Below are 26,574 nucleotides of genomic sequence, written 5' to 3'. Positions count from 1 at the left end.
TCCACGATCCCGCCGCCCGGGTCGTGATCGCACGGATAAAACAGCGACTGTGGCACGCCCCTCAAGAGAGAGCGTCGCAACTACCGAATCGGAGTTCCAGAGAACGACGACTTCCCGTCATAGCTCTACCTTGTGACCAGAGATACTTAAAGAAACGATGGCTCGAGCCGGTGGGGGTACTCCACACCGCAATACTCCCGGTTCCGAAAGGTTGAATCGGCCGCTCCCCTGAATGCGGCCAATGAGTCATCAGTTGCCGGACGTGCAGGCGACATCGCCCGACGTGACCGTCGGTCTGAGTCAGGTCGGCGTCACCGGCGTCGACAAACTCGTCAAGATCGCCCGCGAGGACAAGCGGCCGATCGTCCTCACCGCGGAGTTCGAGGTCTTCGTCGACCTCCCCGCCTGGCGCAAGGGTGCGGACATGAGCCGCAACATGGAGGTCATCGACGAAATCTTAGAAGACGCGACCCGCGAGGAAGCCTACGGGGTCGAGGAAGTCTGTGGCGAGGCCGCCGAACGGCTGCTCGAGAAACACGACTACACCTCGCGCGCGGAGGTCTCGATGGAAGCCGAGTTCATGCGCCGCGAGCAGACGCCCGCGAGCGACCGCGAGACCCAGCACATGGTCGACATCGTGGCCTCGGCGACGGCAACAGATGAGGGCACCCGCGAGGAGATCGGCGCACAGGTCACCGGCATGACTGTCTGTCCCTGCTCGCAGGGGATGTCCGCCGCCCGCGCGAAACAGACGCTCGAGGACCTGGGTGTCGAGGAGGAGACGATCACCGAGTTTCTAGACGAGGTTCCCCAGCCGGGTCACTCCCAGCGGGGCCACGCCACGCTGACCGTCGAGGCCAGCGGCGATCCGGAAGTCGATCTCAACGACGTCATCGATATCGCACGGGATTCGATGAGCGCGCGGATCTACAATCTCGCGAAACGGCCCGACGAGGATCACATGACCTACGAGGCCCACGCCGACGCGAAGTTCGTCGAGGACTGTGTTCGTGCGATGGCCGAGGGCGTCGTCGACGAGTTCGACCACCTGCCCGACGACGCGGTGATCACGATGGCCCAGTCCAACGACGAGTCGATCCATCAGCACAACGCCCACGCCGAGCGCGTCGTCGATCTGGGGACGCTGCGCGAAGAGATCAGCGACTAGAACTCGAGGGGCTCCGCCTCTTGCCACCGCGGGACGAACTCCTCGTGGACGTTCGCGGCGAACTCCGGATCTTTCAGATCGATCATCCCGAAGGCCTCGTCCGACGATAGCGGATTCGGCACCTGAATGCAGACCTCGACGCCGTCGATGATGTTGAACGAGCCCGTGATGTCGTCGTGGGTCCGGACGTCGAACGCCTCGCGTTGCTGTAAGGTCTCCCGGTAGCGACGGCCGACGTCTTCGGAGATGGAGGCGACCATCTCGCGGGTCAACAGGAGGTCGATCGAGACGCCCCGGTCGAGTGCGTCCTCGAGTTGCACGTTGATGTCCTCGCTGACGGCCTCGATGTTCCACTGCGGGGACGGGTGTGACGACACCATCACGATGTCGCTGTCGGCCGCCGCGAGTCGCTCCAGGAGGAGATCGCGCGTCTCCTCGGGGCCGACGGCGGCGGTCCAGAACTGTTCGTCGACCGGCTCTGCTGCGTCGAGTTCGTCGGAGAGTTCATCGACGATCGACTCGTACTGATCTACCTTTTCCTCGAGTTCGCGTTTCTTGTCCTCGAGGAGCCGGTCGAGCGCTGTCGCGGGCTCGACGGCGACGTACTTCTTCGGTCGGCTGGCGGTCTGACTGCGCACCAGATTGTACTGCTCGATGCTGTTGAGGACGTCGTAGATCCGCCCCATCGGCACGTCGCTCGCTCGCGACAACTCCTTTGCCGTTGTGGGGCCGGTATTGAGCAGCGACCGATAGGCTCGTGCTTCGTACTCGGAGAGGCCGAGATCCCTGAGACTGGCCATATCGAACACGAACCCATCGAAGCGGTATAAACGCTCGGGTAGTTTGAGTGACGAACGGTATCGGCAGGTTCGAGCCGAACGGCAGCCTGTCGAATACCAGTCTAGCAGTGAATAGTCAGCAGCGAAGTGATTACAGGCACATGTTACTTGTCATGATCGTCAGCGATCTGTTCGAGAAGTCGACGCACCTCGCCGAATCTCCGTCCTCGCCGTACTTCGTCTTCGGACCTGTCGAACTCGACGAGTCTCATGTCCGCTAATTCGGGGAGTAGAACGTGATGGAGTTCGTAACAGATCGTGAGGTACTCCCCGGAGTCAAGAGTCTCTCCCTTTCGAAGAATCGGATCTGCAGACATCGCACTCTCGTCCAGTAACGCACGTAATACTCGCCACTGTTGCGCTGAGAGCACCCGTTCGATGTGATCATCGTTACAGCGTTTCTCTCTCACGGACCTGTTATCTGCTACGACCGGTAAACCCTCGTCGTCGGTCACTCCGACTGCTCGTTCTTTTCGACTTCCGTGACGATCACGTCCCAGTCAGGATGTTCGAACCCATTCCGACATTCGAATCCGCCTTCCACATCGATTCCACCCTCGTAGGCCCTGCGAAGGAGCGCTTTCAGCTCCGCGTTCAATTCCTCCTTCGACGTAAGCGAGATCTCCTCAGAAGTCATCTTCCCTCGCCCCTGCCGTATTTTTCCGTTGTGAGTTCGTGTCTGGTGTAATGGCGAGCACACCGTAGCTGTGTACGGTTATCGCGTGGCTCTCATGGGTGAATGCGCTGTAGGTATCTCCGTTTGCCCCGTTGCGAACCCGGACGAACGAATCTAACTCTTCGGGGTCAACAGTGGAATGGAGCGGAATCAAATCAACCGGATCAGTGTCCATTACATCTGCCAGCGTTGCGATAACAGCCATGCTCGCAGGTGTCTTCTCTTGATCGAACTGGGTGCGAACAGCCCCAGATTCCGGAGCGTACTCGACCGCTTCGACTCCAACCCCAGAAACTGTTGCGTTCATCTCGCCTGATTCTAGCCGTCTGGGTCGGTTCAATAGGGGTACTGATTATACAGAGGGTTTAACAAGAGACCTCCTATCCGAACGATCACGCCGAACTGCTGAGTGTCGCTCCAATGAGGCGTCGATGCCCGCGTCGAAGGCGTGACGAAAGCGACTGCTGGGTGATGCCGAGCTCGGCAGCGAGCTCTTCGAGCGACGTCTCGCGTGGGGTGTCGAAGTAGCCCCGTTCGTAGGCCAATATCAGCGCCTCGCGTTGGGTCTCGGTCAACTCGTAGCCCTCTCCCTGGATCGGAAGCATGGCGTGAACCGCAGTGATCGCTATCGGGATGTCGTTTTCCTGGCAGTACTCTCGAAATTCAGCGAGTGTCTCCTGACTCTCGCCGCGCACCTCGAATCGCCACTCGTCTTTCGTTCCAATCCCGGAAAGCACGACAACGTTGGCCTTGGCAAGCGCACTCAGGATACCGAAGTACTCTTGTTCCCACTCGGCACGCATGAGATGCTCGTCTTCGACGCGATCGACCAGTCGGATATTGCTCACGCCGGCGTGTTGTTCGAACGCAGCTTCGATGTCCTCCGTTTCCGCACCGCGTACCCAGAAATACGGGATAATCAGCGTCTCGTGTGGAATCAGCCGCTCCAGTTCGACGGTCACACCCGGCAAATTCTCGAACACACTCCCCAGTGGAAACTCCGCTACCGGACTCGTAAACTCCATCACAGTCGCCATGCGGGAGCCTTCGTCTAGCAGATGAATAACCGACATGGGTGGTGTGTCATGGCTTCGAGAAGGGGCAACACACAGTTGTTGGCCAGTATAGTGTGCGCCGCGAGCGGGGAGTCCGTTTGGCATCCGGGAAGCCATGGTGTACCATGTCCTCTCCTTTTGTACGACCGAGCAATCTAGTCTCACAAGCGAGCATGAGTGTGATAACGGAGATTCGCATCCCGTCCGATGATTTTGAACTCGGACAAATCCTCAGTTTAGAGCAAGCATCGGCAATCGAACTCGAAACACTCGTCCCGAGTGGGGACGCGACCGTACCGCTCTTCTGGGTCTACGAACCGGTCGACAACGGCTTTCTCGATACCGTCGAACGCTATCCAACTGTCAACAGCGTCATGGAGGTGGACGTGTTCGACGACCGGACGCTGTTCAGGATCAACTGGGATGCGAGCCAGGACCACCTTTTTCAATGTATCTTGGAACACGACGGGCAAATACTGGGTGCTACTGGATCACCGGAAGGGTGGAATCTCGAGATACGATTCTCGAACCGCGAGGCACTGAGTCAGTGCCAGGACTGTTGTAAGGACGCGCACATCTCCCTGAAGATAACCCGTATATACAATCCAACGGACCCCGAGGCTGGTCCGTGGTACGGGTTGAGTGAGCCCCAACGAGAAGCGCTTACGCTTGCCGTTCGAATGGGATACTACGACATACCACGAGGCTGTACGACCGCGGAGTTAGCCGACGAGCTGGGGATTTCCGATCAGGCAGTGACGGAGCGACTGCGTCGTGCCATCGGCACGTTCGGGAGGTACGCACTTCTCACTCCCGAGTCAGCCACGCAAGTGGACTGACTGTTCCCATTATACACCATGGGACAGGACCAGGCAGTTGGACCTCCGCTATGTGAGTATGGATGAAAGTCGAGAGTTGGGGACGCGTGATATCCAGTCAATTGATGCGGTTTCCGGTTCTTCGGGGCGTGAGAGGCCGATCTCTCCCGATACGGTTCTGTCGGCAGTAGCGAACGAACATCGACGTGCCATCCTCGAGGCGTTGGACAACGCCTCCGGGAAGACACTGGAATACGATGTGCTCGTCGATCGCGTTGCAGACCGGGTTCGGGACGAAGACGTGAAACGGGAGTCAGACGAACACCGACAACGCGTCCGGATCGCACTTCACCATACCCATCTTCCAAAACTGGACGAGGCTCGGATAATCGACTATGAGGCTGAAACGGGGGACGTTCAGTTTGTTGGCGGTGAACTGGAACGAGATCTCCTGACGCTGGTCGAGCCGTACGACGTCCACGAGTGAGACGGTCGGCTGTAACGATGTACCGGTACAACCGCAGGACGGGTCGCGGGCCCGCTGGCACTGATTGACAGGAGTCCGTCTCAGTCGAGAACGGTCTGGACGCGCTCGCTCAACTCTTCGGGCGTTTCGGCGGGATCTGACACGCGGTCGCCGCGTTCGACCCGCGCCGTTCCCGCCTCGAGGGCGTCGACATCGGGAACGACCACCTTCTCGTGGTCCGCGAGTCTGAGTGCTGCGCGGTGGAGGTCCGAGCCGGGTTCGGCAGCGACGCGGAGCACGAGCGGCCCCTCGAGCAGCCGGGAGACTGCGGTCGCGTAGCGGGCAACCTGGACGCCGAAGCGATCGCTGGCCCCGGCAAAGGCCTCGAGCGTCTCGCGAGCGCGCTCACGGTAGCGGTCCTCGCCACTGAGGACGGCCAGCTCGAGCAGCCCATCGGCGAGTGCGACGTTCGCATCGAGCGGTCGCAGGGGTCGCTCGAGCAGGCCGACGCCGTCGGCGGGGCCGTCGAGGAACGAGTCCCCGTCGTGGAGGCGATCGATCGTCGCGTCGGCGATCGCCGTCGCGTCCGCGAGGACGGACGGGTCGATCGTGCTCGCGGCCGTCGTCAGCGCCGCCAGCGCGCGGGCCTGATTCGTGAGCAGGCAGACGGGATCGTCGTCGCTCGCCGCGTTCTCGAGCGTGTGTGCGACGACGCCGTCGACGAGCAGTTCCTCGCGGAGGGTCGCGAGTGCCCGTTCGGCGTACCGGCGAGCGCGCTCGTCGTCGGTGTAGGCATAGTAGGTCAACAGCCCCTCGATCGCGAGCGCGTTCGGGCCGGCGAAGACGCCGTCGTCGACCGGCGGCTCGTCGGCGGTCGCCCGGTCGGTCGCGTCGAGACCGTGAGCAGCGTCCTCGCCGGGGGCCTGACTGTTCGCGAAGGCATCGGCGTCGCTGTTCCACAGCGTCGCGGTCAGGTAGTCGATCGTGCGCTCGGCGGGCTCGCGGTACTCGTCTTTGCCCGTGTGAAGGTAGGCGTTGGCAAAGGCCCGGACGAGCGCGCCGTTGGAGTCGAGCAATTTCTCGTGCTGGAGCCCCGACCAGTCGCGATCGGTCGCGAAGCGGTAGAAGCCGCCCTCGTACTCGTCTAACAGGTTCGCGCTGACGGCGTCGTACGACCGTAGCGCCATCTCCCGGTCGCGTTTGAGCGCGAACTCGAGGGCGTCCGGCAGTGGGAACTTCGGCTCCTGGCCCCAGCCGCCGGCGGTCTCGTCGTACGTTTCCGAGAGCTGGCCCAGCATGGCCTGTTCGATTTCCGGTGTCAGTTCGCCTGCCGGCGGGTTGTCCTCTCGGAGTTGGCGGGGCACGCGTGCCGCACCGCTGCCTTTCGTTTGCCACATCGTCCGGACGCTATCGAGGACCTGGCGCATCCCATCGGGGCCCAGATAGCCTGCCCCGGTCAGGACCTCGCCGTTTGGTGCGAGAAAGACCGTCGAGGGGAACCCGCCCATGTTGTATCGGTCGCGGACACGCGGGTGCCGGTCGACGTCGACTCGCACGGGCACGAAACTGTCGTTGACGTTGGCCGCGATACGAGGCTCCGCGTAGGTTTCGGCGTCCATCTCGTGGCAGTGATCACACCACGTCGCAGTCAGCGAGAGCAATACCGGAATATCGGCCCCTGCCGCCTCGTCGAAGGCCGCCTGGCCCCACTCGCGCCACTCGACGCGCGTTGGATCGTCCATATCGGAGCCAGGCGAGTCGCCGGGGTAAGCCCTTCGTTCGCTGACGCGCTGCCGTGGCCTCGCATCGGTGGGGTCACGTTCGGGCTCGAGTCGGTCCGCCCTGAGCCGAGAGTAAAGGACTTTGAGCCTTCGGCGGCTAGAGCGGGGTATGCTTCGGTGGATCTTCGCGCTGTTGCTCATCCCGTTTCTCGACGCCGTGTTGCTCGCGGTGATCGTCACCCAGTTTGGCTTCCTCAGCTGGGTCGGGATGGTGCTGCTAGTGGTCCTGACGGGACTGGTCGGCATGCTCCTCGTGCGGGCCGAAGGGCGGCGAACGCTCCGAAAGATGCAACGGTCGATGGCACAAGGCGAGCCGCCGACCAACGAACTGCTCGACGGCGGCCTGCTGATCGCCGCCGGCGCGTTCCTGCTAACACCCGGGCTGGTGACCGACGCCATCGGCTTCCTGCTGGCCGTGCCAGTGACGCGACTCCCGATCCGGGCGGCGCTCAAACGCTTCGTGATCGTGCCCTACGCGGACAAGAAAACCGGCGGGTTCGCCAGCGGGAACGTCTGGACGTTCGGCTTCCCCGACGCGGAGACGGCTCGAGAGCAAAGCGGTTCGGCTGCCGATGGCACGTACGACCTCGGCACCGAGGACTACAGCGTCGATAGCGACGACAGCGAGGACTCGTATACGATCGACTTCGGCGACGAGCAGACGGACGATCGCGACGACGATCCCTTCGCCCGGTAGCGGTTCTCACAGGTCTTCCAGAAAGAAACGCTTAAACGTTCCACCGAGCAACTACTGAATGCGAAGAACGCGACGCGGGCCAATAGCTCAATTAGGTTGAGCGCCACTCTGATAAGGTGGAGGCTCTCGGTTCAAATCCGAGTTGGCCCATACTTCTCCGGCGAACAAACTCGTAAGCCGCGCATATAGATTCTGACGTTGTCACGCCTCTTGCTGGCCGAGTTCACGGTCGGCAGATGCGTGTTATGACGGGGACGGAACGGCCGGTTTCGTTGGACGACGCCATCCGCCGTCGGAAATCAGAATCGGTCGTGACGGGCGCTCGATTACAGGACGAGCAGCGTCAGTAACGATTCACGTGAGATGAGCAAGACGACGTTGTTGCTCGCGAAAAGGGCATAGAGACCCGCCATGAGGGCCACGAACCCGGTGTCGAGCGGCCTCGAGAGTAGGTGACCGATGCCGACCACGAACGCAGCGTAACTGACGGCAGCGATGACGACGCCGACGAATCCGAAGACATCGTGGAAAAAGACCGTGACGGGGTTTAGTTCGTCTGCGTATGGCACGGTGAAAAAGAGGAGCGTTGCAACGAGATCGACGAACCAGGCCCCGACGAACGCAGCCCTGAGTCCGGGGGTCCCTGGTGGGTCCAGTTGGCTCTCGAGTTCGGTGACGCCGATCATACTGATTCACGGGCGCCAGCAGGAATAGACGTACTACTTGCGGATTATGGGCGTGTCAACCGTCCTCATGCGAACTACTGGTAGGCCTGGAGTCCGGTCAGGTCCTCGCCGAGAATCAGCGTGTGAATGTCGTGGGTTCCCTCGTAGGTGTAGACCGTCTCGAGGTTTGCGAGGTGGCGCATCGGCGAGTAGTCGGTCGTAATGCCGTTGCCGCCGAGCATCTCGCGGGCGACGCGGGACTGCTCGCGGGCCATGCGGACGTTGTTGCGTTTGGCCATCGAGACGTGCTGTGGCCGGAGGTCTCCGCGTTCTTTGAGGTCGGCGAGTCGATAGGCCAGCAACTGGCCGAGCGTGATCTGGGTGGCCATCTCCGCGAGTTTTCCCTGTTGGAGTTGAAATCGACCGATCGGACCGCCGAACTGTTCGCGCTCGGTGGCGTACTCGCGGGCCGCCTCGAAGCAATCCCGTGCTGCGCCGACCGCACCCCAGGCGATACCGTACCGGGCCTGCGTGAGACAGGACAGCGGTCCCTTCATACCCGAGACGCCGGGTAAGACGTTCTCCTCGGGTACGAAGACGTCGTTCAGTCCGATTTCGCCCGTGATCGACGCTCGCATCGAGAGTTTGCCGTCGATTTCGGGCGTCGTCACGCCGTCGCGGTCGGTCTCGACGAGGAACCCGCGGACGGGATCGTCTGCGCTCGAGCGGTCACGCGCCCAGACGACGGCGACGTCGGCGATCGGGGCGTTGGTGATCCACGTCTTCGACCCGTTCAGCACGTAGCCGTCGCCATCGCTGTCGCGCTCCGCTCGAGTCTCCATCGCCGACGGGTTCGAGCCGTGTTCGGGTTCGGTGAGCCCGAAACAGCCGATTGCCTCGCCCTCACCCAGGACCGGTAGCCACTCTGCCTTTTGCGCTTCGCTGCCGTAGGCGTGGATCGGATACATCACGAGTGCCCCCTGTACCGAGGCCATCGAGCGGACCCCGGAGTCGCCGGCCTCGAGTTCCTGCATCAACAGCCCGTAGGCCGTCTCCGAGACGTTCGGCGAACCGTATCCCTCGAGGTTCGGCGCATAAAACCCCAGTTCTCCCATCTTCGGGATAAGATCCGTTGGGAACGTCCCGTTCTCGAAGTGGTTGCCGATGTCGGGTCGTACGTGGTCCGCGACGAACTCTCGCGCCGTATCGCGGACGAGTTGCTCTTCCTGCCCGAGGTCGGCCTCGAGCTGTACGAAATCCAGCATACGTGCTACGTCCCGAATGAGCAGTATAGGGGTTCCGGTCACGGAGGCGACGTATTTCCGAGCGCGAGGGCGCTACGGACAGGAAGCCGTACTGATCGCCACCTCACTAGTTAGGCACATCATTTGTTTCCACGGCTCGAGTACCGGCAAGTGCCGTTCAAGACAGTGGACGGCGGCCCCGGGGGCGCGCGTGGAAAACGGACGGGGCCACTTTTCACTCGATCACACCCCAACTCGGTCACCCCCCAGTAACCGAACGCGCGCGCCGGCTGGGCGGTCCACGATCCACCGCCCGCCCGACCATTCCGTCCCGCAGCACGAGCGACCAACACCGTACCTCGAGACGAGCGAGTACCCGCAGTACCGGTCGAACGGTGGGGTAATGCGGGTTCTTTTTGTGACCCCTGCGCAAGGGTGACGTATGTCTTTGGAGCCGAGCGCCGACCCGGCCGCCGACCGGCGAGCGAACTACGACTACCGGAGCGACGACGTCGACCGCCCGGCACTGGTCGCAGATATCGAACGGCTCGTCGACTGTGAGGTCCGAGCCGACTCCTACTCTCGCGAACTGTACGCAACCGACGCGAGCGCCTACGAAGTGACCCCGATCGCCGTCGCCTTCCCCGAATCGACGGCCGACGTGGCGGGAATCCTCGAGTACTGTGCCGAACGCGAGATCCCAGTGCTCCCGCGGGGTGGCGGGACGAGTCTCGCCGGACAGACGGTCAACCGGGCCGTCGTGCTGGATTTCACCCGGCACATGAACGACATCCTCTCGGTCGATCCCGACGACCACACTGCGACGGTCCAGTCCGGGACGATCGTGGGCACGCTGAACGAAGCGCTGGCTCCGCACGATCTCAAATTCGCGCCCGACCCCGCGTGGCGTGACAAAAGCGCCGTCGGTGGTGCGATCGGCAACAACTCGACGGGCGCACACTCGCTGAAATACGGTAAGACCGACGCCTACATCGAGGAAGTCGAAGCCGTCCTCGCCGACGGTACCGTTACCCGCTTCGGCGAGGTGACCCTCGAGGAACTCAGCGAGCGGGCCGATCCCGATGGCGACCTCGAGTGGCGGATCTACGCCGAAGTCGAGCGAATTCTCGACGAAGAGGCAGACCGCATCGAAGACGCCTATCCCGACCTCAAGCGCAATGTCTCGGGTTACAACCTCGATCGGCTCGTCGCCGAAGCACGGGGTGAGGACCTGCCGGGCGGCGAGGCAACCGGCGAGCCCGGCACCGTCAACCTCGCGCGCCTGCTGGCTGGCAGCGAGGGCACCCTGGCGGTCGTCACCGAGGCGACGGTCTCGCTCGAGCCAATTCCCGAGACGAAGGCCGTCACCTTGCTCTGCTATCCCGATCTCCACGAGGCGATGCGCGATGTCGAGCCGATCCTCGAACACGACCCCGCGGCAGTCGAAGTGCTCGACGACGTGTTGATCGATCTGGCACGCGACACCGCGGAGTTCGGCCCCGTCACGGAGATCCTGCCCGAGGGAACGAACGCCGTTCTTCTCGTCGAGTTCTACGCCGAAGACGACGACCACGGCAAAGAACAGGTCGCCGGCCTGCTCGCCGACCGCGTGCCGTCGGCGACGCCGGCCGGGGAGCCGGCCGACGACGCCCCACGAAGCGACGCCGAGGCACTCGCGATCGAGGGGCTCGAGGCCTACGACGAGGCCGAACGCGCGAAGCTCTGGAAACTCCGCAAGTCCGGCCTCCCAATCTTGCTCTCGCGGACGACCGACGCGAAGCATATCTCCTTCATCGAGGACACCGCGATCCCGCCGGCACGGCTCCCCGAGTTCGTCGAGAGGTTCGAAGAAATCCTCGAGGCTCATGACACCTATGCCACGTTCTATGCGCACGCCGGCCCTGGCGTGCTCCACGTCCGGCCGCTCGTGAACACGAAGACGGAAACCGGCCTCGAGCAACTCCACGGAATCGCCGACGACGTGACGGACCTCGTGGTCGAGCTGGACGGGTCGGTCTCGGGCGAACACGGCGACGGTCGCGCCCGCACGCAGTGGAATCACAAACTCTACGGCGACGAGCTCTGGGAAACCTTCCAGGACCTCAAGACCGCCTTCGACCCCGACTGGCTCCTCAATCCGGGCCAGGTCGTCTTCCGCGAGGACGACCCCACCGATCTGCGGGAGCACCTCCGATTCGATCCCGACTACGACTTCGAGGCGGGCTTCGAACCCACCCTCCAGTGGGACAACGACAACGGCATGCAGGGGATGGTCGAACTCTGTCACGGCTGTGGCGGCTGTCGCGGCGAGCAGTCGACCACTGGCGGCGTGATGTGTCCGACCTACCGCGCGAGCCGGGAGGAGATCACGGCGACCCGCGGCCGGGCGAACGCGCTTCGACAGGCCATGAGCGGTGACTTAGATCCCGACGAAGCCTTTTCCGACGAGTTCGTCGAGGAGGTGATGGACCTCTGTATCGGCTGTAAGGGGTGTTCGATCGACTGCCCGAGCGAGGTCGACATGGCCAAACTCAAAGCCGAGGTTACCCACGAGTACCACCAGCGCAACGGCTCGACACTCCGAGATCGGCTCTTCGCCAACGTCGCGACGCTCTCGAAGTGGGGGAGTCGACTCGCCCCCGTCTCCAACGTCGCGACGAAGGTGCCGGGTGCCCGCAAGCTACTCGAGGCCGTCGTCGGCATCGATGCGAGCCGGTCGCTGCCGACGTTCCACGCCGAGACGTTCCGCGACTGGTTCGACGAGCGAGGCGGCGCGCGCGTTGCCGAGGCCGACGCCGAGCGCAAGGTCGTGCTCTATCCCGACACCTACACCAACTACAGCCATCCCGAGGCCGGGAAGGCGGCCGTCCGTGTCCTCGAGGCCGCGGGCGTCCACGTTACTGTCCCCGACGAACTGGGCGATACCGGTCGGCCGGCGTTCTCGAAGGGCTTTCTCGAGAAAGCGCGGGCGGCAGCTCGCGAGAACGTGACCACGCTCGCGCCGCGGGTGGGGGCCGGCCGGGACGTGGTCGTGATCGAGCCCTCCGACGCGGTCATGTTCCAGTCGGATTACCTCGACCTACTCACGTCCGATGCGGCCGAAACGGTCGCCGATGCCACCTACGGCGTCTGTGAGTACATCGATACGTTCCGGCTGGACGAAGAGATCGACTTCGACCCCGCGACGGTCCAGCAGCACCTCGTCTATCACGGCCACTGCCACCAGAAATCGGTCGCAAAGGATCACCACGCCGTCGGCGTGCTTCGACGGGCAGGCTACGCCGTCGACCCACTCGATTCGGGCTGCTGTGGGATGGCCGGCTCCTTCGGCTACGAGGCCGAACATGCTTCGATGAGCGACGCCATCGCTTCGATCCTGTACGAGCAGGTCGCCGACAGCGACGGCGACCGCGTCGTCGCGCCGGGTGCCTCCTGTCGGACCCAACTCGAGAACCGCTCCGGCGCATCCGCGGAGCCACCGACACCGATCGAAGTCGTGGCGGAAGCGCTCGAGCGGCCACGGTAGCACCGTCGCTCCGACGACAGCACCGCTCGACAGGCAGGGTGGAAGCCGCGTCCTCGACGACACACCTCGCTCGAGGGGCGAAATCATTTATTATCGTCGTCGACCAATGGGGAGACGCTTCCGGAATCGGAAGTCCCTATGTGGGGGGTCGAATGGTAACAGGTGGTCGGTCCCCACACATGGCGCACCTTGCGGTGCAACCCGTCTGTTGGAGCGCGGATTTAAAGAGGCTATTCCAAAATCATTTGATATATATTGATTGCATACATGTACTGGCCACCCCTGCCGAGCGAACGGCCGCGTGAAGTGATCACGGACGGTGTCACAGACGTTAGTTACCGACCAGATCCTCGTACCGGGCACCCGTCTGTTTCAGTGTCTCGGTCGAGTAGAGTCGCTCGTGGTCGACGGGGAGGTAATCGGCCGCGAGTTCGTCGATTTTCTCGTCGACGGCCTCGGGATCGCGGCCGTGGATCATCGTAAACAGGTTGTAGGGCCACTCCTGGTCGGGTCTGCGCGGCCGGTGATAACACAGCGTCACGTAGGGCAGTCCCCCCGCACGCTCGCCCCACTCGTCGAGTCGGTCGTCGGGGACGTCCCAGACGACCATACAGTTGGCGTCGAAGCCCGTCACGACGTGGTTGATGATACAGCCGATCCGCTTGATACACCCGTTCTCGAGCAGCCGGGAAACGGCCTCGAGCACGTCCGCGACGTCGGAGCCGATGCTCTCGGCGATGTCCCGATACGGCGTCGCCGAGAGCGGAAAGCCGTCCTGGATCTCGAGCAAGAGATCCGCCTCGAGCGCGGAGAGATCACCCGTCGCTGACTCACTGATCCGGGTCGCCGACGAGTCGGTGCGATCTTCGAGCGACTCGCGTGCGAACCGATCGCTGTTGACGACGGGGAACTCGAGGTCGATGTAGTAGTCGGTCAGCATCGGCAGGTTGAGGACCTCACAGCCGGTTTCGGCCTCGATCTCGGCGAGAATTTCGTCGCGTCGCTGCTGTGAGCCGGCGGTGACGACGAACCACATGTTCCACTCGTGGTCGCGAGCGTAGTTGTGGTTGACCTGCCGGTAGTCGTTGATGATCGCTGCGATCTCGTCGAAGCGATCTTCAGGCGCCTGGACGGCGGCGAGCGTCGACGAGCCGATCACCGGCGGATTGAGGACGGCACCGAACCGACGGACGATCCCCGCCTCTTTGAGCGCGCGAACGCGCTCGAGTGCCTCCGATTCGTCGATCTCGAGGTCAGCAGCGAGCCGGCGGAACGGCCGTTCCTCGACCGGGAAGCCGCTCTGGTAGCCGTCGATCAGCGCTGCGTCCACGTCGTCGATGGCCTCACGCCAGTTCCCCGACAGGGTACTCATTGGTTTCCCTAGGGAGAAGGAGGCCCTATCGTTTTCGGGTCGATATGACCGTTATACTGCACCGCTGGCTCGGAGGTATACGAAGAGACCAGTAGCGGAGAGGAAGAGTCCAAGAGCGCCTCTTACGAGACGAAACCGATACTCGTCCTGCAACCTCGGGAGCGACTTCGATGTGATGACGAACGGTGGTGACCGGCTGACTGTCCACGTCTCGTCCGATCCGCCGGAAACAGTGCCGTCCTCGAGTCGACCAACGATCAACACACGGTCACCGGGAGCGAGGGCCGCCTCTTCGTAGCGGCGGTGGCGGGTCGTTCCGTTTAGCGCCTGCGTCGCTAGAAACATCGCCTCGATCCGTTCGGGCGCTTGCTCGTCACCTGCGACCTCGAACACATCCAACTGGTCCAGTTCGAGGGTTGCCCCTGTTGGTTCCACTCGAACCCGCCCCGTCCCGTCGTCGATCGCGAAGGGGACGCGATCGGAAAACAGGTTTGCTGCTCGCCAGTCGTACTCGTCCAGCGGATCGGCGTTCGACTCGCCGTAGTCGTCGGAGGGTTCGAAGACGGTACTCTCGTAAACGACCGCTTCGGTGCCGGTAAACGGTGCCTCGACGGTTCCGTCGGTCGCGACAGCCTCGCCCGAGAGGGCGACGAGGTGATCACAATCTTCTCGCATCGGGTGGTCGTTCTCGGGGTCGGTTCCGCCCGTCTCGCCACCGTCGGTCAACTCACCGATCGGCATCCGCTCGAGTTCGGACACCTGTCTTGCAGGCCCGATCATGACAATCGCTCGACCAAGTGTGAAGACGCCAGTAACGAACATGCCGACACCGACATAGCCGAAATATCGGGCGCGGATATACTGGAGAGAACTGTGATCAGTGGGAACGATTCTCGCGACGAGAACGAATAGCACGAAGAGACTGACGACACAGAGTATCCAGACCGACCACCGGTCGAGGCCGTCGTCCCGTTCAAGCCGGTCGAGTTCGGCACTGGGCATGTAGTGGATGGCGACAAGCAAAAACAGCGAGACGACGGCGAAGAAGCCGAGTAGAAGCAAATCGAGCGTCTCGATCGGCACGGGTCCGTCGGTCACGAGATGAAACTACGAGTACTAGTAAGAAAATATATCGGTCAGTGAAGAATGACAGTCGTTCGACAGCGATTGTGAGAACCGCGACGAAATCGACTGATTCGGAACCGCGTAACAACGATGACGGCTCCCGCCGCTATTGCTGTTCGTGCCGGTCTTTCGTTTGGCCGCTCGCGGCCACCCGGAATACGATCTTCGGATCCGGCATTTGATCGGGGTTCTGGTGACAGAAACGCGGGGTTTTTGCGCCATCCCTCCTAACGGCCGCACATGGCGAAGGCATCCCAGACGTTCGGCGAATGGCCGTTGAAACGCCTGATGACGGAGGTCATCGGTTCGGGTCCCAAGTCGGCCGACGACATGAGCCCCGCGCAGGCTCGCGAGGCGTTCCAGCGGATTCTCGCGGGCGAGCCCGAGGAGACCACCCTCGGCGCGTTCTGGCTGGCCAACCGCTGGAAGCGCAACAACCCAGAGGAACTGGCGGCGTACACCGACGTCATGCGCGAGGAGTCGGTCGTGACCGCCGAACCCGACTGCGATCCGGTCGACTGCGGCGCGAACTACGACGGGAAGGACACGTCCGCCATCCTCGGCGTCGNNCCCCCCCGCCGCGGGTACGCCGGTCGTCGTCCACTCCGGCGACTACGTCCCCTCCCAGAAGGCCACGGCGTACAAACACGTCCTCGACGAACTCGGCATCCGGACCGAGCTCGAGCCCGAAGAAAGCGCCGACATGGTCGACGAGACTGGCTTCGGCTTCTACTACCAACCCGCGTTCAACCCCGGCGTCGACGACCTCTTCGAACGCCGCGACGAGATGGGCGTCCGAACCTTCGTCAACACGATCGAGACCGTCGCCAACCCCGCGAACGCCGACGTCCACCTGGGCTCGTTCTACCACCTCGCGTTCGCGAAGAAGCTGACCGATCTCATCAAGGAGAGCGACCGACTCGACTACTCCCGGGCGATCTTCTTCCAGGGAATGGAAGGCTACGACGACATCCGCCCCGGCTACACGAAGGTGGCCGAGTGGGACGAAGCGGGAGCCGACGGCAACGAGTCCTTCGACGACTACGAGATCGAGACCGCCGAGTACGGCATGGAGATGGAACGCGACGATCTCGCCGTCGACGACGTGGCAGCCGACTCCGCGGCGATCACCGAAGCCGTCCTCGCCGGCGAGCGCGAGGACCACTTCGCCGACGCGATCGCACTCAACGGCGCGTTCCGGATGTACGCCCGCCAGGACGTCGACAGCCTGGACGAAGGACTCGAGCAGGCCCGTGAGGTCATCGCCGACGGCAGCGCCCAGGCCGTCCTCGAGGAGCTACAGGCGTACTGACCGGGAGACGGCACCGGTCGACCGGATCGGGGCCATCGAACCAGCACTGGCAGTAGGCTTTTGCAATCGGACGGTCACGTGGGACCATGCAACTCGATTCGGTTCAGGTTCTTGACCTGACTCGACTTCTCCCAGGGCCGTACGCGACGCAACTGCTCGCCGACGCGGGTGCCGACGTGGTCAAAGTCGAAGACACCGACACGGGCGATTACGCCAGACAGCTACCGCCGTTGACCGACCGTGACGTCGGCGCGCTGTTCGACAGTGTCAATCGCGGCAAGCGAAGCGTCGCACTCGACCTCAAGTCTCCGGAAGGTCGGACCGCGTTCTACCGGCTGGTCGAGACGGCAGACGTCGTCATCGAGGGGTTCCGGCCGGGCGTCGTCGACCGCCTCGAGATCGACTACGAGACACTGACCGAGTACAACGACGAGCTGGTCTACTGCTCGCTGTCGGGCTACGGCCAGACCGGTCCGTACGCTGATCGTGCGGGTCACGACCTCAACTACGTCGGCGTCGCCGGGTTGCTCGATATGACCCGCGAGGACGAGTCGGCACCGCCACAGATTCCAGGCTACCAGATCGGTGACTTCGGCGGTGGCCTGTTCGCGGCGTTCAGCGTCGTCGGTGGCCTGCTCTCGCGTGAACTCGGCAACGGCGGGGAGTACGTCGACGTCGCCATGACCGACGTGGTCGCTTCCTTCTCGCAGGCGATCGCCTACGAGGCGCTCACCGGCGACGAGCCGCGGCCGGGCGAAACGCCGTACACTGGACAGTACCCCTGGTACGATGTCTACGAAACTGCTGATGGACAATACGTAACGTTTGCAGCGCTCGAGGAGAAGTTCTGGGTTGCCTTCTGTGAGGAAGTCGGTCGCGAGGACTTCCTCGATGTCCACGGCAGCGACGATCCGGCCGAACTGAAAGCCGTCCGCGAGGAACTCGAGGCCCTGTTCGCGAGTCGCTCGCGGGACGAGTGGCTCGAGACGCTGAGCGACGAGACGGCCGTCGGCCCGGTGTATACGCCAGCCGAGGCGCTGGACGATCGGCAGTTGGAGGCCCGCGGACTGGTCGAACGACCGGACGATGCACCTCCGCGGGTCGGATTTCCGGCCGCGGGATCGGACGCACCCGAGAGCCACGACGAGTCGCTCCCGGCGCACGGCGAGCACACCGACGACCTGCTCGCGTCGGTGGGCTACGACGAGGCACAACGAGCCGACCTGCGCGACGCGGGCGTCATCCGCTGAACCGCTATTGGTGTCGGACGGTATAGCTTTACACTGCTGTATCCGATCGTGAGTGGTATGGACTATCATGACTCCGAGCGAGCGACGGCGGTTGCGAGTCGCGTCGAGGACTTCATCGACGAGGTCGTCATCCCGCGAGAGCGGGAGGCACTCAGCACCGGCGAGACAGTCACGACCGACGAGATTCACGACCTCTGGGAGCAAGCCAGGGACCGTGATCTGTTCGCACCGCAGGTCCTCGAGGAGTACGGTGGGCAGGGACTGAATTTCCGGGACATGCTGCCCGCCTTCGAGCAGGTCGGCCGCTCGCTGATCGGCCCGCTGGCGATCCGCGCGAACGCGCCTCAGGAGGGGAACATGCACACGCTCGAGTTCGCCGGTACCGACGACCAGAAAGCGGAGTGGCTCCGTCCGCTCGTTCAGGGTGACCGCACCTCTGCGTTTGCGATGACCGAGCCGATGCAGGGTGGCGGGTCGGACCCGAAGATGCTCCAGAGCACCGCGATCAAAGACGGTGACGAGTGGGTCATCAACGCCCACAAATGGTGGACCACCGACGGCCTGAACGCCGACTTCTATCTCGTGATGGTGCGGACCGACCTGGACGCCCACCCGTACGAGGGGACCTCGATCATCCTCGTCCCGCGGACGGCCGACGGCGTCGAGGTGGTGCGGAACATCCCCCATCTGGGCGGTCACGGCATCACCGACCGCGAGGGTGGTCACGCCGAAGTGAAGTTCGACGACGTCCGCGTCCCCGTCGAGAACACGATCGGTGAGGAAGGCCAGGGCTTTCGGATCGCCCAGCGCCGACTCGGCGGCGGCCGACTGACCCACTGTATGCGCTACGCCGGGATGGCAAAGCGATCGCTCGAGATCGCCAAGGCCTATCTCAGTCAGCGCGAGGGTTTCGACGCGACGCTCGCGAACAAACAGGCGTTACGCCATCGAATCGCACAGGCCGAAACCGAACTCCACGCCGCGCGGACGATGGTCCGACACGCGGCCCGCGAACTCGACGACAGCGACGCGCGCGTCGAGGTCGCGATGGCCAAGCTGTATACGGCGACCGTCACCAACGAAACCATCGATCTCGCGGTCCAGTGCTGTGGCGGCAACGGGATCGGCAAGGATCTGCCACTGGCACACTTCTACGAGGACGTGCGGGCGTTTCGCATCGTCGACGGCGCCGACGAAGTTCATCGCCGCACGATCGCGCGCTGGGCCTTCGACGACGTCGACGAGTGCGAGGTCGACGGCGCGCTCCGCTTCGACGAGGACCTGCGGATCGATGCGCTCGACGAGTAGCGGGTTCGGCCGAGTGAGCCACCGTCACGTGATCGAGTGCTCGTCGTCGACCAGCGCCACGTTCGCGAGTTGGTCGCCAGCGGTCACGGTCGCTTCCCTGGTGAGCGCAGAGAGCACGCCGCCGCGGTCGACGGACGCCTCCTGGAGTGGTTCGTACGTCGTCGGCTGATAGACCGTCCCGATCGACGTCCTCGCCTCGATCACATCACCCACCTCGAGCGTCGGGTTCGGCCGGAACAGCCCGGACTCGGTGGCGGTGACCTGCCCGGCGTGATTCCGGGCAACGGTCTGCTCGCGTGTGGGAACCGTGCCGGGAAGGAGCCCGAGCTGGCGACAGACGTCGAGCAGGCCCGCGACGCCGTCGGCGACGACCCTCTCGAGGATCTGCTTGTTGTGGCCGAGTTCGGGCGTGATCGCGGGGATTCCTTCGTCGACGGCGGTGACCCGGAGCTTGCCGTCGAAATCGCGTCGGGACCACTCGTCGGTGGCATCGTCGCCCGTCTGTTCGGCCAGCAGGAGGTCGGTTCCGAAGGCTTCGGCGAGTGACCGAGAGCGGTCGTCGCCCGCGCTGTAGACGACGTGGGGGAGCATGTCGGGGCTCCCCGTATGGAGATCGACGACGGCGTCGGCCGCCGTGACGTACTCCCAGAGGCGGGCAGCCATGCGCTGGTGGAGGGTCCCGTCGTCGTCGCCCGGCCAGATCCGATTCATGTTCGGGTTGACGCTGTCGAACGGCTCCGGCGTCGTGTAGGAGACGCGATCGAACGTCAGCGGGTTCGCGACGGGAACGGCGATCACGGTCCCCGCCAGCGACTCGAGGGGCAGGCGCTCGTGAAACCGTCGGAGCACTTCCGTTCCATTGATCTCGCGGCCGTGCTGGGCCGCCTGCACGTACAGCGTCGGTCCTGGCTCGGCGCCCCGATAGGTGTGGACCGTCGTCGTCAGTTTCACGCCCGACGGCAGTCGAGCGAGCGTGACCTGGGCTGCCGTGTGCGCGCCGTCGCTCATGGCTGGCTGTTCCACGGCTGGGGGTATGTACCTGCGGCCGCGAGTCGACGGCGACCCACACCCACCGCACCGGCGACCGCGACGCGAGACCACTATCGTTTTCAGTCGTCCCGTCGACCCCGACGTATGGGAGACGTTACTGCGACCCTGCACACGAACAAAGGCGATATCGAGGTCGAACTCTACGACGAACGCGCACCGCGGACCGTCGACAACTTCGTCGGCCTCGCGACCGGCGGCAAGACCTGGACCGACCCTGAGACTGGTGAGGAAGTCGAGGGCGAGCCGCTGTACGACGATGTCGCGTTCCACCGCGTCATCGAGGGCTTCATGATCCAGGGCGGCGACCCGACCGAGACCGGCCGCGGCGGCCCCGGCTACCAGTTCGACGACGAGTTCCACGACGAACTGCGCCACGACGACGAGGGCATCCTGAGCATGGCTAACTCCGGCCCCGACACCAACGGCTCGCAGTTCTTCATCACGCTCGACGCCCAGCCCCACCTCGACGGCCGCCACTCCGTCTTCGGCAAGGTAATCGACGGGATGGACGTCGTCCACGAGATCGGCAGCGTCGACACTGATGCCAACGACCGCCCGAAAGAGGACGTCGTCCTCGAGTCGGTCTCGGTCGACTACGAGTAACGAGGACCGCCGACGGTCACTGTTTTGACCGGTGCTCGAGTAGCGCCGATGACACAAGTACAAAGCGGGATGACTGGCACACGCATTTAGGTCCAAGATAGCATACCGGACATATGGGCTGGACAGCCGACGACATCCCGGATCAGGACGGCCAACGGATCGTCGTCACGGGCGCGAACAGCGGCATCGGCCTCGAGACCACCCGCGAACTCGCACGCAACGGCGCGACGGTGATTATGGCCTGCCGAAGCACCGAACGCGGTCAGGACGCGGCACGAGACGTTCGCGATATGGTACCTACTGCCGACCTGCGCGTCGAGGAGTGCGATCTCGGGGATCTCGAGTCCGTTCGCGCGTTCGCCGACCGACTCGGCGACGAGGAGGTAGACGTCCTGATCAATAACGCGGGCGTCATGGCGATCCCGCGCTCGGAGACCGCGGACGGCTTCGAAACCCAGTTCGGCGTCAATCACCTCGGTCACTTCGCGCTCACCGGGCTGCTGCTCGAGACTCTGGGGCTCGAGAAGGCATCCGACTCGCGGATCGTCACCGTCTCGAGCGGCATCCACGAACGCGGCGAGATCGACTTCGACGACCTCCACGGCGAGCAGTCCTACGACCCGTGGGACGCCTACGCCCAGTCGAAGCTGGCGAACGTCCTGTTTGCGTACGAACTCGAGCGCCGCCTGCGAACGGCGGATGCAAACGCCAAGAGCATCGCCGTCCATCCGGGCTATGCGAACACGCAGTTGCAGTTCCGCGGCCCCGAACAGCGCGGTAGCCGCCTCCGGAAGGCCGCGATGTGGGTCATGAACACGGTCCTCGCCCAGCCGGCCGCAATGGGCTCGCTGCCGACGCTGTACGCCGCGACCGCACCGGACGCCGAGGGTGGCGCATACTACGGCCCAGGCGGCGTCATGAACATGCGCGGGACACCCGAGCGACAGGCCTCCTCGGAGCGTTCGTACGACGAGGAGACGGCCCGTCGGCTGTGGGCCGTCTCGAGGGAGTTGACTGGCGTCACGTACGACCTGCCGAGGCCAAAAGCCCAGGCCTCAGCGTAAGCCGTCCCGCCTCACTCGCGCTAACCGTAACGCGAAAGACGGCTCGGTCGAACTATGATCCAATGAGCGACGACGGCATTCAGCGCGCCAGCGACGTCGGCTCGAGCGACGCGCCACCGATCGACGAAAAACCCTACAAGATCATCTTCGAGGCCAACAAGTGCTTCGGCGCGGGCAAATGCGCCGAAGTCAGCGACAACTGGGAGATGTCAATCGCCTCCGGCATGGCCCAGCCGGCGGAATACTTCATCGGCGAGGAAGATCTCGAGCACAACGTCCGCGCCGCGGAAGTCTGTCCCGCGAAGAAAGACGACGGCTGTATCCACGTCGTCGACCGCCGCACCGACGAGGAGATCGCGCCCGATCCCCACGGCGACGGTACGCTGAGTGTCGACTGGTAAATCTCGGCTCGAGCGCACACCGAAACGCACATCCCCACCCCGGGACAACGACTGACTGCCTTCTGTGCGAGGGTAGCCAAGCAGGCCAACGGCGGTGGGCTTAAGACCCGCTCCCGTAGGGGTCCCTGGGTTCAAATCCCAGCCCTCGCACTCGTCACGAACGATCCGTGAGTGACGAGTGTAAGACGCGGGATTTGAACTAGAGAAGTCGCAGCGCTCGAGCGAAGCGAGAGCGACCGTCTTCGCGTGGTTCAAATCCCAGCCCTCCCAACGTGTCTCGAGGAGTCCTCGAGCGACAGCGATCGAACCGTTACCGGTGAGTGACCGACATTGGCCCCGGCTGTCGCTGCAGATGTATCGCGTTCGCCATCGATCTGCGACCTGGTCCTGATACGGTCTGCTGTACCGATGTACCGGCGCATCCACAGGACGGGTCGCGGATGCGCCGGAAATGACTGACAGGAGTCCGTATGAAACGGATGGTTGAGAGCCCTCAGCTCGGCAGCCGTCCGGCTCGCTCGAGGATGGCGAGGCCGATTACCGAGACGCCGAGGCAAAGCGCGGCGGTGGCAAACACAGCGTCGTAGGCGTAGCCGCGCTCGAGGATCAGCCCGACGGTCCAGGAGCCAAGCGACTGTGTCAGCATCCAGACGGAGCTGAACACGGCGTACGCGCTGCCCCGCGTCGAATCGGGGAGCGTATCGAGGAGATACGTGTCCGCGGCCGGAAACAGCGCGTGGACGACGAACCCGAGAAGGGCGGTGAGCACGACCAGCGCGAACAGGCCCTCAACGAGCGTCAGCGCGACCAGACACGCGGCGAACGTCCCGACGATGCCGAGCAGATACGGGACGTGCGGGAACCGGTCGGCCAGATCGCCACCGACGTAAAACGCCGGCACGCCGGCGGCGAAGACGAGCGTGAGCATCGTGCCTGCCGTTCGGTCGGAGAGCCCTTTCGATTGCATGTAGAGTTCGTAGAAGTTGAACACGCCCTGCCAGACGAACACGGCCGCGCCGACGAGTGCCAGCGCGGTGACGATGATACGCCACTCCGAGAGTGCGCCGGCGACGAACTGCCGATCCGCACGCCCCGCCGTCGGCATCTCGGTTCCTTTCGCAGCGATCCAGGTGTAAGCCGTCCCGAGCGCCGCGCCGGCGGCGATCACCCACAGCGCGAGCCGCCAGTCGACGAGCAACGAGAGTGCGACGAACGGTGCGGCGATCACCGCGGCGAGCTGGCTGGCCGCCCCGTGGATGCCCATGACGCGGCCGACGCGGGACGGATAGAGTTCGCTCAGAAGCGGGTTCGCCGAGACGAAGTAGATGCCGGAGGCGACGCCCATGAGAAAGGCGCCGGCCATGAGATGCGGAACCGTCGTCGCGGTCGCGGCGAACGCCGAAGAGGCTGCGAGTACGATACCCGAAGCGACGACGACGCGGTGTCTCGGGACCTTCGTGAGCACCCACCCGGTCGGGAGTCGCAGGGACGCGCTCCCGACCCACACCAGCGTCGCGATGAGCCCAGCGGTCGCCTCGCCGATTGCGAACTCGGCGATGAATACGTCCAGAAGCGGCGCGAAGACGATCCGGGCGAGATTGAGCAGAAAGACGAGGCCACAGAGAGACCCGAAGAGGCGAGCGCGGGACACGTACGGTATTGCTGGCAGCGGCTATCAAACGTTGCGAAACCGGTGGACCGTCGCGAACGGAATCAGCGAGCCGCTGGGACGCGGCGGCGATCATCGACCCGTGTCGTCGCCCGGTTTTCGACCTCAGAACGGGTACTCGCGTGGCTCGTGCTGAACCGAGCGCCACTTGGTCGTCGTCACCTCCTCGAGGATCTGCTCGCCGTTGTACCGACCGATGCCGGACTGTTTCATCCCGCCGAATGGGACGTGAGGTTCGTCGTTGACCGGCTGGTCGTTGATGTGAATCATTCCCGTGTCGATCCCATCGGCGATCCGTCGGGCCTGCTCGAGATTATCGCTGTGAACGGACCCCGAGAGCCCGTGGATCGTGTCGTTAGCGAGGGCGATCGCCTCGTCGACGCTCGAGAAGGGGATCACTGGCGCGACGGGGCCGAAGTGTTCGTTACAGGCCGCGGCCATGTCGTTGTCGACGTTCGAGAGGACCGTCGGCTCGACGACCAGCCCATCGTGGTCGCCGCCAGTCTCGATGGTCGCACCGTCGTCGACCGACCCCTCGACGTACTCGAGGATCTGATCGCGCTGGCCCTCGTCAATGATGGGGCCGACGATCGTCTCCTCGGCTCGCGGGTCGCCGGTCGGCAGCGAGGCAGCCCGGTCGGCGAGCGCGTCGACGTAGTCGTCGTAGACATCCTCGTGGACGAGGTGACGGTTGATCGAGATGCAGATCTGGCCCTGGTGGAGGAAGGAACCGAAGACGCCGCCGTCGACAGCCCGCTCGAGGTCGGCGTCGTCGGTGACGACGTGGACGTTGTTCCCGCCGAGTTCGAGGGCTGGCAGCGCGCAGGTGCCGGCGGCCTGCTCGGCGACGCGCCGGCCGACCTCGGTCGAGCCGGTGAAGGCGATCACCCGTGGGATCTCGTGGCCGGCAACCGCATCGCCGATCTCGGAGCCGCGGCCAGGGACGACGTTGATGAGCCCCTCCGGGACGCCGGCCGCCTCGAAGATCCGTGCGAGGAGCAGGCCGCCCGTGATCGGCGTGTTCGAGGCCGGCTTGAGAACGACCGCGTTGCCGGCCGCGATCGCCGGCGCGACCGCTCGCATCGAAAGGTGCAACGGGAAGTTCCACGGCGAGATGACGCCGACGACGCCGACGGGCACCCGTTCGGCGACGTTCTCCTTGCCTGGCGTGATCGACTCCATGTGCTGGCCGTCCATCCGGAACGGGTAGCTCGCCGCCTGTTGCATGATGCCGCGGGCGGTCTCGAGTTCGATCTCGCACTTGACCTGCGTGCTGCCGGACTCGACGGCCAGCAACTCGGCGATCTCCGCGCGGTGGTCGCCGACGAACTCGAGCGCGGCGGTGATCGCGCCCGCTCGAGCCTGCGGGGGCTGGGCGGACCACCGTTCCTGTGCCTCGGCTGCGGCCTCGTAGGCCGCGTCGACGTCGTCCTCGGTGCCCGCCGGGACGGTCGCGATTGCCTCGCGTGTGTATGGATTTTCGTCGGAGATCACGTCCCGGTCGCCGACATCGGTCCACTCGCCGGCCAGATACAGTGACTCCCAGCCGTCGTCGGGTGTCAGGGGAAGATCGGTCATGCGGCCGGCCTACCGCTCGAGCGAGCAAAAAGAGCAGACGCGCACCTGCAACGAGCGGTGGCCCGCCGGCGGTTCGAACGGCGCCAGCGTGGCGCTACTCGTCGGTTTCGGCGATGTCCTCCGCTCTGAGCTCCGCGCTGGCTTCGCGCACCTCGCGCATGACGCTCGAAATGCGCTCTTCGGCCTCGAGTTCGTCCTCGACGGAGAGGTCGACGCCCTCGACCTCGAGGAGGAACTTGGCGACCTCGGTGGCCTCGTACATCACGTCGTCGAGTTCTTCGGCGGTGAAGAAATCACACATCGCGCCGTAGAGGAACGTCGCGCCGGCCATCCGGACTTTCTCCTCGAAGGACGCGCGGGCCTGGTTGACCGCCTGCGGGGTGTAGGTGTCGGTCATGAAGGGAACGAGGTCGGGCAGGTTCTCGCCGATCTTGGTCATCTCGACGCCGGTCTCGGTCCGGAAGTCGGAACAGAGGCGGGCGATAGCCCACTCGCGGGCCGTAATGTAAGTTCGGTCGCGCAGGAAGTCGTTGACCCGGTCGTACTGGGCGCCGTCCATCTTCTTGAAGCGGGCGTACTTCTGGACGTCATCGGGCACGTCGTTCTCCTGGGGATCGGGGTCCGGAACGCCTGGCATCGACCCATCGCTGGTCGCATCGGGGCCGTCGGTGTCGGCGGCTCCCGCGTCGTCGGCACCCGGTTCCGTGTCGCCATCGACTCGAGCAGCGTTCGCTCCGTCCTCGTCCATGTCCGCGTATTACCAACAACTCGAGATAAGAGTTGTTCTCGAGGGGGTAGGCGAGTCGGTGGCGACGATCCGCGTCGATTCCGTCGAAAATCGGACCAAGCAGGCACCAAGTGGCCGTAAACGACTTTCATAGGAACTCGAGTTCGACCGGGTTTAAGG

24 protein-coding genes, 2 tRNA genes and 1 pseudogene are annotated in these 26,574 nt (G+C 64.0%); 13 read left to right on the top strand and 14 right to left on the bottom strand.

What is annotated here, in order from left to right; translation table 11 throughout:
- The first annotated feature begins 241 nt into the window (after positions 1–241).
- Complete coding sequence (gene mptA, locus ACFR99_RS18710; protein ID WP_390290736.1) at positions 242–1,168, top strand: GTP cyclohydrolase MptA; 927 nt, start codon at positions 242–244, stop codon at positions 1,166–1,168.
- On the opposite strand, the gene ACFR99_RS18705 is transcribed toward mptA, so the two are convergent.
- The 5 genes from ACFR99_RS18705 to ACFR99_RS18685 all read right to left on the bottom strand — a co-directional run bounded on the left by ACFR99_RS18705 (position 1,165) and on the right by ACFR99_RS18685 (position 3,720).
- Positions 1,165–1,968 carry a TrmB family transcriptional regulator gene (locus ACFR99_RS18705; RefSeq protein WP_390290733.1) on the bottom strand — a complete coding sequence of 268 codons (804 nt, stop codon included), beginning with the start codon at positions 1,966–1,968 and terminating at the stop codon, positions 1,165–1,167. The genes mptA and ACFR99_RS18705 overlap by 4 nt on opposite strands.
- Positions 1,969–2,111: 143 nt before the next feature.
- The gene (locus ACFR99_RS18700; protein ID WP_390290731.1) at positions 2,112–2,462 is read right to left on the bottom strand and encodes a hypothetical protein; all 351 of its coding nucleotides are present in this window, start codon (positions 2,460–2,462) and stop codon (positions 2,112–2,114) included.
- Positions 2,459–2,644: a hypothetical protein gene (locus tag ACFR99_RS18695; protein ID WP_390290728.1), complete on the bottom strand. Its 186-nt coding sequence runs from the start codon at positions 2,642–2,644 to the stop codon at positions 2,459–2,461. The genes ACFR99_RS18700 and ACFR99_RS18695 overlap by 4 nt, the downstream gene beginning before the upstream one ends.
- Complete coding sequence (locus ACFR99_RS18690) at positions 2,634–2,990, bottom strand: HalOD1 output domain-containing protein (RefSeq protein WP_390290726.1); 357 nt, start codon at positions 2,988–2,990, stop codon at positions 2,634–2,636. The genes ACFR99_RS18695 and ACFR99_RS18690 overlap by 11 nt, the downstream gene beginning before the upstream one ends.
- A gap of 85 nt (positions 2,991–3,075) precedes the next feature.
- A complete protein-coding gene (locus ACFR99_RS18685) occupies positions 3,076–3,720 on the bottom strand; it encodes a helix-turn-helix domain-containing protein (RefSeq protein ID WP_390290723.1) in 645 nt (214 codons plus the stop codon).
- A 191-nt stretch (positions 3,721–3,911) separates the two neighbouring features.
- On the opposite strand from ACFR99_RS18685, the gene ACFR99_RS18680 reads away from it, so the two are divergent.
- Both ACFR99_RS18680 and ACFR99_RS18675 read left to right on the top strand, forming a co-directional pair.
- Positions 3,912–4,577, top strand: a complete 666-nt coding sequence (locus ACFR99_RS18680; RefSeq protein WP_390290721.1) for a helix-turn-helix domain-containing protein — start codon at positions 3,912–3,914, stop codon at positions 4,575–4,577.
- 58 nt (positions 4,578–4,635) lie between these two features.
- Positions 4,636–5,043, top strand: coding sequence for a DUF7344 domain-containing protein (locus tag ACFR99_RS18675; RefSeq protein WP_390290718.1), 408 nt, complete (start codon positions 4,636–4,638; stop codon positions 5,041–5,043).
- 80 nt (positions 5,044–5,123) lie between these two features.
- On the opposite strand, the gene ACFR99_RS18670 is transcribed toward ACFR99_RS18675, so the two are convergent.
- Positions 5,124–6,764 carry a DUF255 domain-containing protein gene (locus ACFR99_RS18670; protein WP_390290715.1) on the bottom strand — a complete coding sequence of 547 codons (1,641 nt, stop codon included), beginning with the start codon at positions 6,762–6,764 and terminating at the stop codon, positions 5,124–5,126.
- A 148-nt stretch (positions 6,765–6,912) separates the two neighbouring features.
- On the opposite strand from ACFR99_RS18670, the gene ACFR99_RS18665 reads away from it, so the two are divergent.
- Positions 6,913–7,500: an FxsA family protein gene (locus ACFR99_RS18665; protein ID WP_390290712.1), complete on the top strand. Its 588-nt coding sequence runs from the start codon at positions 6,913–6,915 to the stop codon at positions 7,498–7,500.
- A gap of 76 nt (positions 7,501–7,576) precedes the next feature.
- Positions 7,577–7,650: transfer RNA gene (locus tag ACFR99_RS18660), tRNA-Ile, on the top strand.
- Between the two features lie 176 nt (positions 7,651–7,826).
- Here ACFR99_RS18660 and ACFR99_RS18655 read toward each other — a convergent pair.
- A complete protein-coding gene (locus ACFR99_RS18655; RefSeq protein WP_390290709.1) occupies positions 7,827–8,186 on the bottom strand; it encodes a hypothetical protein in 360 nt (119 codons plus the stop codon).
- A 74-nt stretch (positions 8,187–8,260) separates the two neighbouring features.
- Positions 8,261–9,430, bottom strand: a complete 1,170-nt coding sequence (locus tag ACFR99_RS18650; protein ID WP_390290706.1) for an acyl-CoA dehydrogenase family protein — start codon at positions 9,428–9,430, stop codon at positions 8,261–8,263.
- 421 nt (positions 9,431–9,851) lie between these two features.
- Between ACFR99_RS18650 and ACFR99_RS18645 the strand changes: the two genes are divergently transcribed.
- Entirely contained in the window at positions 9,852–12,935 is a 3,084-nt protein-coding gene (locus tag ACFR99_RS18645) for an FAD-binding and (Fe-S)-binding domain-containing protein (RefSeq protein ID WP_390290703.1), read from the top strand.
- A gap of 331 nt (positions 12,936–13,266) precedes the next feature.
- Here ACFR99_RS18645 and ahbB read toward each other — a convergent pair whose 3' ends face one another.
- Both ahbB and ACFR99_RS18635 read right to left on the bottom strand, forming a co-directional pair.
- On the bottom strand, positions 13,267–14,307 hold the full coding sequence (gene ahbB, locus ACFR99_RS18640) for a siroheme decarboxylase subunit beta (RefSeq protein WP_390290699.1): 1,041 nt from the start codon (positions 14,305–14,307) through the stop codon (positions 13,267–13,269).
- Between the two features lie 51 nt (positions 14,308–14,358).
- Positions 14,359–15,405 carry a GIDE domain-containing protein gene (locus ACFR99_RS18635; protein WP_390290696.1) on the bottom strand — a complete coding sequence of 349 codons (1,047 nt, stop codon included), beginning with the start codon at positions 15,403–15,405 and terminating at the stop codon, positions 14,359–14,361.
- A gap of 267 nt (positions 15,406–15,672) precedes the next feature.
- Between ACFR99_RS18635 and ACFR99_RS18630 the strand changes: the two are divergent.
- From ACFR99_RS18630 to ACFR99_RS18620, 3 genes and pseudogenes are all read left to right on the top strand, one after another.
- A pseudogene (locus ACFR99_RS18630) lies at positions 15,673–16,744 on the top strand (anthranilate phosphoribosyltransferase).
- An 86-nt stretch (positions 16,745–16,830) separates the two neighbouring features.
- On the top strand, positions 16,831–17,994 hold the full coding sequence (locus ACFR99_RS18625; protein ID WP_390290694.1) for a CaiB/BaiF CoA transferase family protein: 1,164 nt from the start codon (positions 16,831–16,833) through the stop codon (positions 17,992–17,994).
- A 57-nt stretch (positions 17,995–18,051) separates the two neighbouring features.
- Complete coding sequence (locus ACFR99_RS18620) at positions 18,052–19,302, top strand: acyl-CoA dehydrogenase family protein (RefSeq protein WP_390290691.1); 1,251 nt, start codon at positions 18,052–18,054, stop codon at positions 19,300–19,302.
- A 24-nt stretch (positions 19,303–19,326) separates the two neighbouring features.
- On the opposite strand, the gene ACFR99_RS18615 is transcribed toward ACFR99_RS18620, so the two are convergent.
- Complete coding sequence (locus tag ACFR99_RS18615; RefSeq protein WP_390290688.1) at positions 19,327–20,310, bottom strand: succinylglutamate desuccinylase/aspartoacylase family protein; 984 nt, start codon at positions 20,308–20,310, stop codon at positions 19,327–19,329.
- 126 nt (positions 20,311–20,436) lie between these two features.
- On the opposite strand from ACFR99_RS18615, the gene ACFR99_RS18610 reads away from it, so the two are divergent.
- From ACFR99_RS18610 to ACFR99_RS18595, 4 genes are all read left to right on the top strand, one after another.
- Positions 20,437–20,955 carry a peptidylprolyl isomerase gene (locus ACFR99_RS18610; RefSeq protein ID WP_390290685.1) on the top strand — a complete coding sequence of 173 codons (519 nt, stop codon included), beginning with the start codon at positions 20,437–20,439 and terminating at the stop codon, positions 20,953–20,955.
- A 113-nt stretch (positions 20,956–21,068) separates the two neighbouring features.
- Complete coding sequence (locus ACFR99_RS18605; RefSeq protein ID WP_390290682.1) at positions 21,069–22,019, top strand: oxidoreductase; 951 nt, start codon at positions 21,069–21,071, stop codon at positions 22,017–22,019.
- A gap of 62 nt (positions 22,020–22,081) precedes the next feature.
- Positions 22,082–22,420 (top strand): ferredoxin, encoded by a 339-nt coding sequence (locus ACFR99_RS18600; RefSeq protein ID WP_390290679.1) that lies wholly within the window; start codon positions 22,082–22,084, stop codon positions 22,418–22,420.
- Positions 22,421–22,486: 66 nt separating this feature from the next.
- Positions 22,487–22,570, top strand: a tRNA-Leu gene (locus ACFR99_RS18595).
- Positions 22,571–22,913: 343 nt separating this feature from the next.
- On the opposite strand, the gene ACFR99_RS18590 is transcribed toward ACFR99_RS18595, so the two are convergent.
- The 3 genes from ACFR99_RS18590 to ACFR99_RS18580 all read right to left on the bottom strand — a co-directional run bounded on the left by ACFR99_RS18590 (position 22,914) and on the right by ACFR99_RS18580 (position 26,415).
- The gene (locus tag ACFR99_RS18590; RefSeq protein ID WP_390290678.1) at positions 22,914–24,071 is read right to left on the bottom strand and encodes an MFS transporter; all 1,158 of its coding nucleotides are present in this window, start codon (positions 24,069–24,071) and stop codon (positions 22,914–22,916) included.
- Between the two features lie 123 nt (positions 24,072–24,194).
- Positions 24,195–25,667 carry an aldehyde dehydrogenase family protein gene (locus tag ACFR99_RS18585; RefSeq protein WP_390290675.1) on the bottom strand — a complete coding sequence of 491 codons (1,473 nt, stop codon included), beginning with the start codon at positions 25,665–25,667 and terminating at the stop codon, positions 24,195–24,197.
- 94 nt (positions 25,668–25,761) lie between these two features.
- Positions 25,762–26,415 carry a DUF5806 family protein gene (locus tag ACFR99_RS18580; RefSeq protein ID WP_390290672.1) on the bottom strand — a complete coding sequence of 218 codons (654 nt, stop codon included), beginning with the start codon at positions 26,413–26,415 and terminating at the stop codon, positions 25,762–25,764.
- Positions 26,416–26,574 lie beyond the last annotated feature (159 nt).

This window comes from Haloarchaeobius amylolyticus, assembly GCF_042678045.1.
In the GTDB taxonomy this organism is placed as follows: domain Archaea; phylum Halobacteriota; class Halobacteria; order Halobacteriales; family Natrialbaceae; genus Natrinema; species Natrinema amylolyticus_A.
This window is presented reverse-complemented; position numbering and strand designations above follow the sequence as displayed.

Excerpts from the sequence above, each read along its gene's own strand:
- mptA (WP_390290736.1), top strand. The coding sequence starts at position 242 with ATGAGTCATCAGTTGCCGGACGTGCAGGCGACATCGCCCGACGTGACC.
- ACFR99_RS18705 (WP_390290733.1), bottom strand. The coding sequence starts at position 1,968 with ATGGCCAGTCTCAGGGATCTCGGCCTCTCCGAGTACGAAGCACGAGCC.
- ACFR99_RS18695 (WP_390290728.1), bottom strand. The coding sequence starts at position 2,644 with ATGACTTCTGAGGAGATCTCGCTTACGTCGAAGGAGGAATTGAACGCG.
- ACFR99_RS18690 (WP_390290726.1), bottom strand. The coding sequence starts at position 2,990 with ATGAACGCAACAGTTTCTGGGGTTGGAGTCGAAGCGGTCGAGTACGCT.
- ACFR99_RS18685 (WP_390290723.1), bottom strand. The coding sequence starts at position 3,720 with ATGGCGACTGTGATGGAGTTTACGAGTCCGGTAGCGGAGTTTCCACTG.
- ACFR99_RS18680 (WP_390290721.1), top strand. The coding sequence starts at position 3,912 with ATGAGTGTGATAACGGAGATTCGCATCCCGTCCGATGATTTTGAACTC.
- ACFR99_RS18675 (WP_390290718.1), top strand. The coding sequence starts at position 4,636 with ATGGATGAAAGTCGAGAGTTGGGGACGCGTGATATCCAGTCAATTGAT.
- ACFR99_RS18670 (WP_390290715.1), bottom strand. The coding sequence starts at position 6,764 with ATGGACGATCCAACGCGCGTCGAGTGGCGCGAGTGGGGCCAGGCGGCC.
- ACFR99_RS18665 (WP_390290712.1), top strand. The coding sequence starts at position 6,913 with ATGCTTCGGTGGATCTTCGCGCTGTTGCTCATCCCGTTTCTCGACGCC.
- ACFR99_RS18655 (WP_390290709.1), bottom strand. The coding sequence starts at position 8,186 with ATGATCGGCGTCACCGAACTCGAGAGCCAACTGGACCCACCAGGGACC.
- ACFR99_RS18650 (WP_390290706.1), bottom strand. The coding sequence starts at position 9,430 with ATGCTGGATTTCGTACAGCTCGAGGCCGACCTCGGGCAGGAAGAGCAA.
- ACFR99_RS18645 (WP_390290703.1), top strand. The coding sequence starts at position 9,852 with ATGTCTTTGGAGCCGAGCGCCGACCCGGCCGCCGACCGGCGAGCGAAC.
- ahbB (WP_390290699.1), bottom strand. The coding sequence starts at position 14,307 with ATGAGTACCCTGTCGGGGAACTGGCGTGAGGCCATCGACGACGTGGAC.
- ACFR99_RS18625 (WP_390290694.1), top strand. The coding sequence starts at position 16,831 with ATGCAACTCGATTCGGTTCAGGTTCTTGACCTGACTCGACTTCTCCCA.
- ACFR99_RS18620 (WP_390290691.1), top strand. The coding sequence starts at position 18,052 with ATGGACTATCATGACTCCGAGCGAGCGACGGCGGTTGCGAGTCGCGTC.
- ACFR99_RS18615 (WP_390290688.1), bottom strand. The coding sequence starts at position 20,310 with ATGAGCGACGGCGCGCACACGGCAGCCCAGGTCACGCTCGCTCGACTG.
- ACFR99_RS18610 (WP_390290685.1), top strand. The coding sequence starts at position 20,437 with ATGGGAGACGTTACTGCGACCCTGCACACGAACAAAGGCGATATCGAG.
- ACFR99_RS18605 (WP_390290682.1), top strand. The coding sequence starts at position 21,069 with ATGGGCTGGACAGCCGACGACATCCCGGATCAGGACGGCCAACGGATC.
- ACFR99_RS18600 (WP_390290679.1), top strand. The coding sequence starts at position 22,082 with ATGAGCGACGACGGCATTCAGCGCGCCAGCGACGTCGGCTCGAGCGAC.
- ACFR99_RS18585 (WP_390290675.1), bottom strand. The coding sequence starts at position 25,667 with ATGACCGATCTTCCCCTGACACCCGACGACGGCTGGGAGTCACTGTAT.
- ACFR99_RS18580 (WP_390290672.1), bottom strand. The coding sequence starts at position 26,415 with ATGGACGAGGACGGAGCGAACGCTGCTCGAGTCGATGGCGACACGGAA.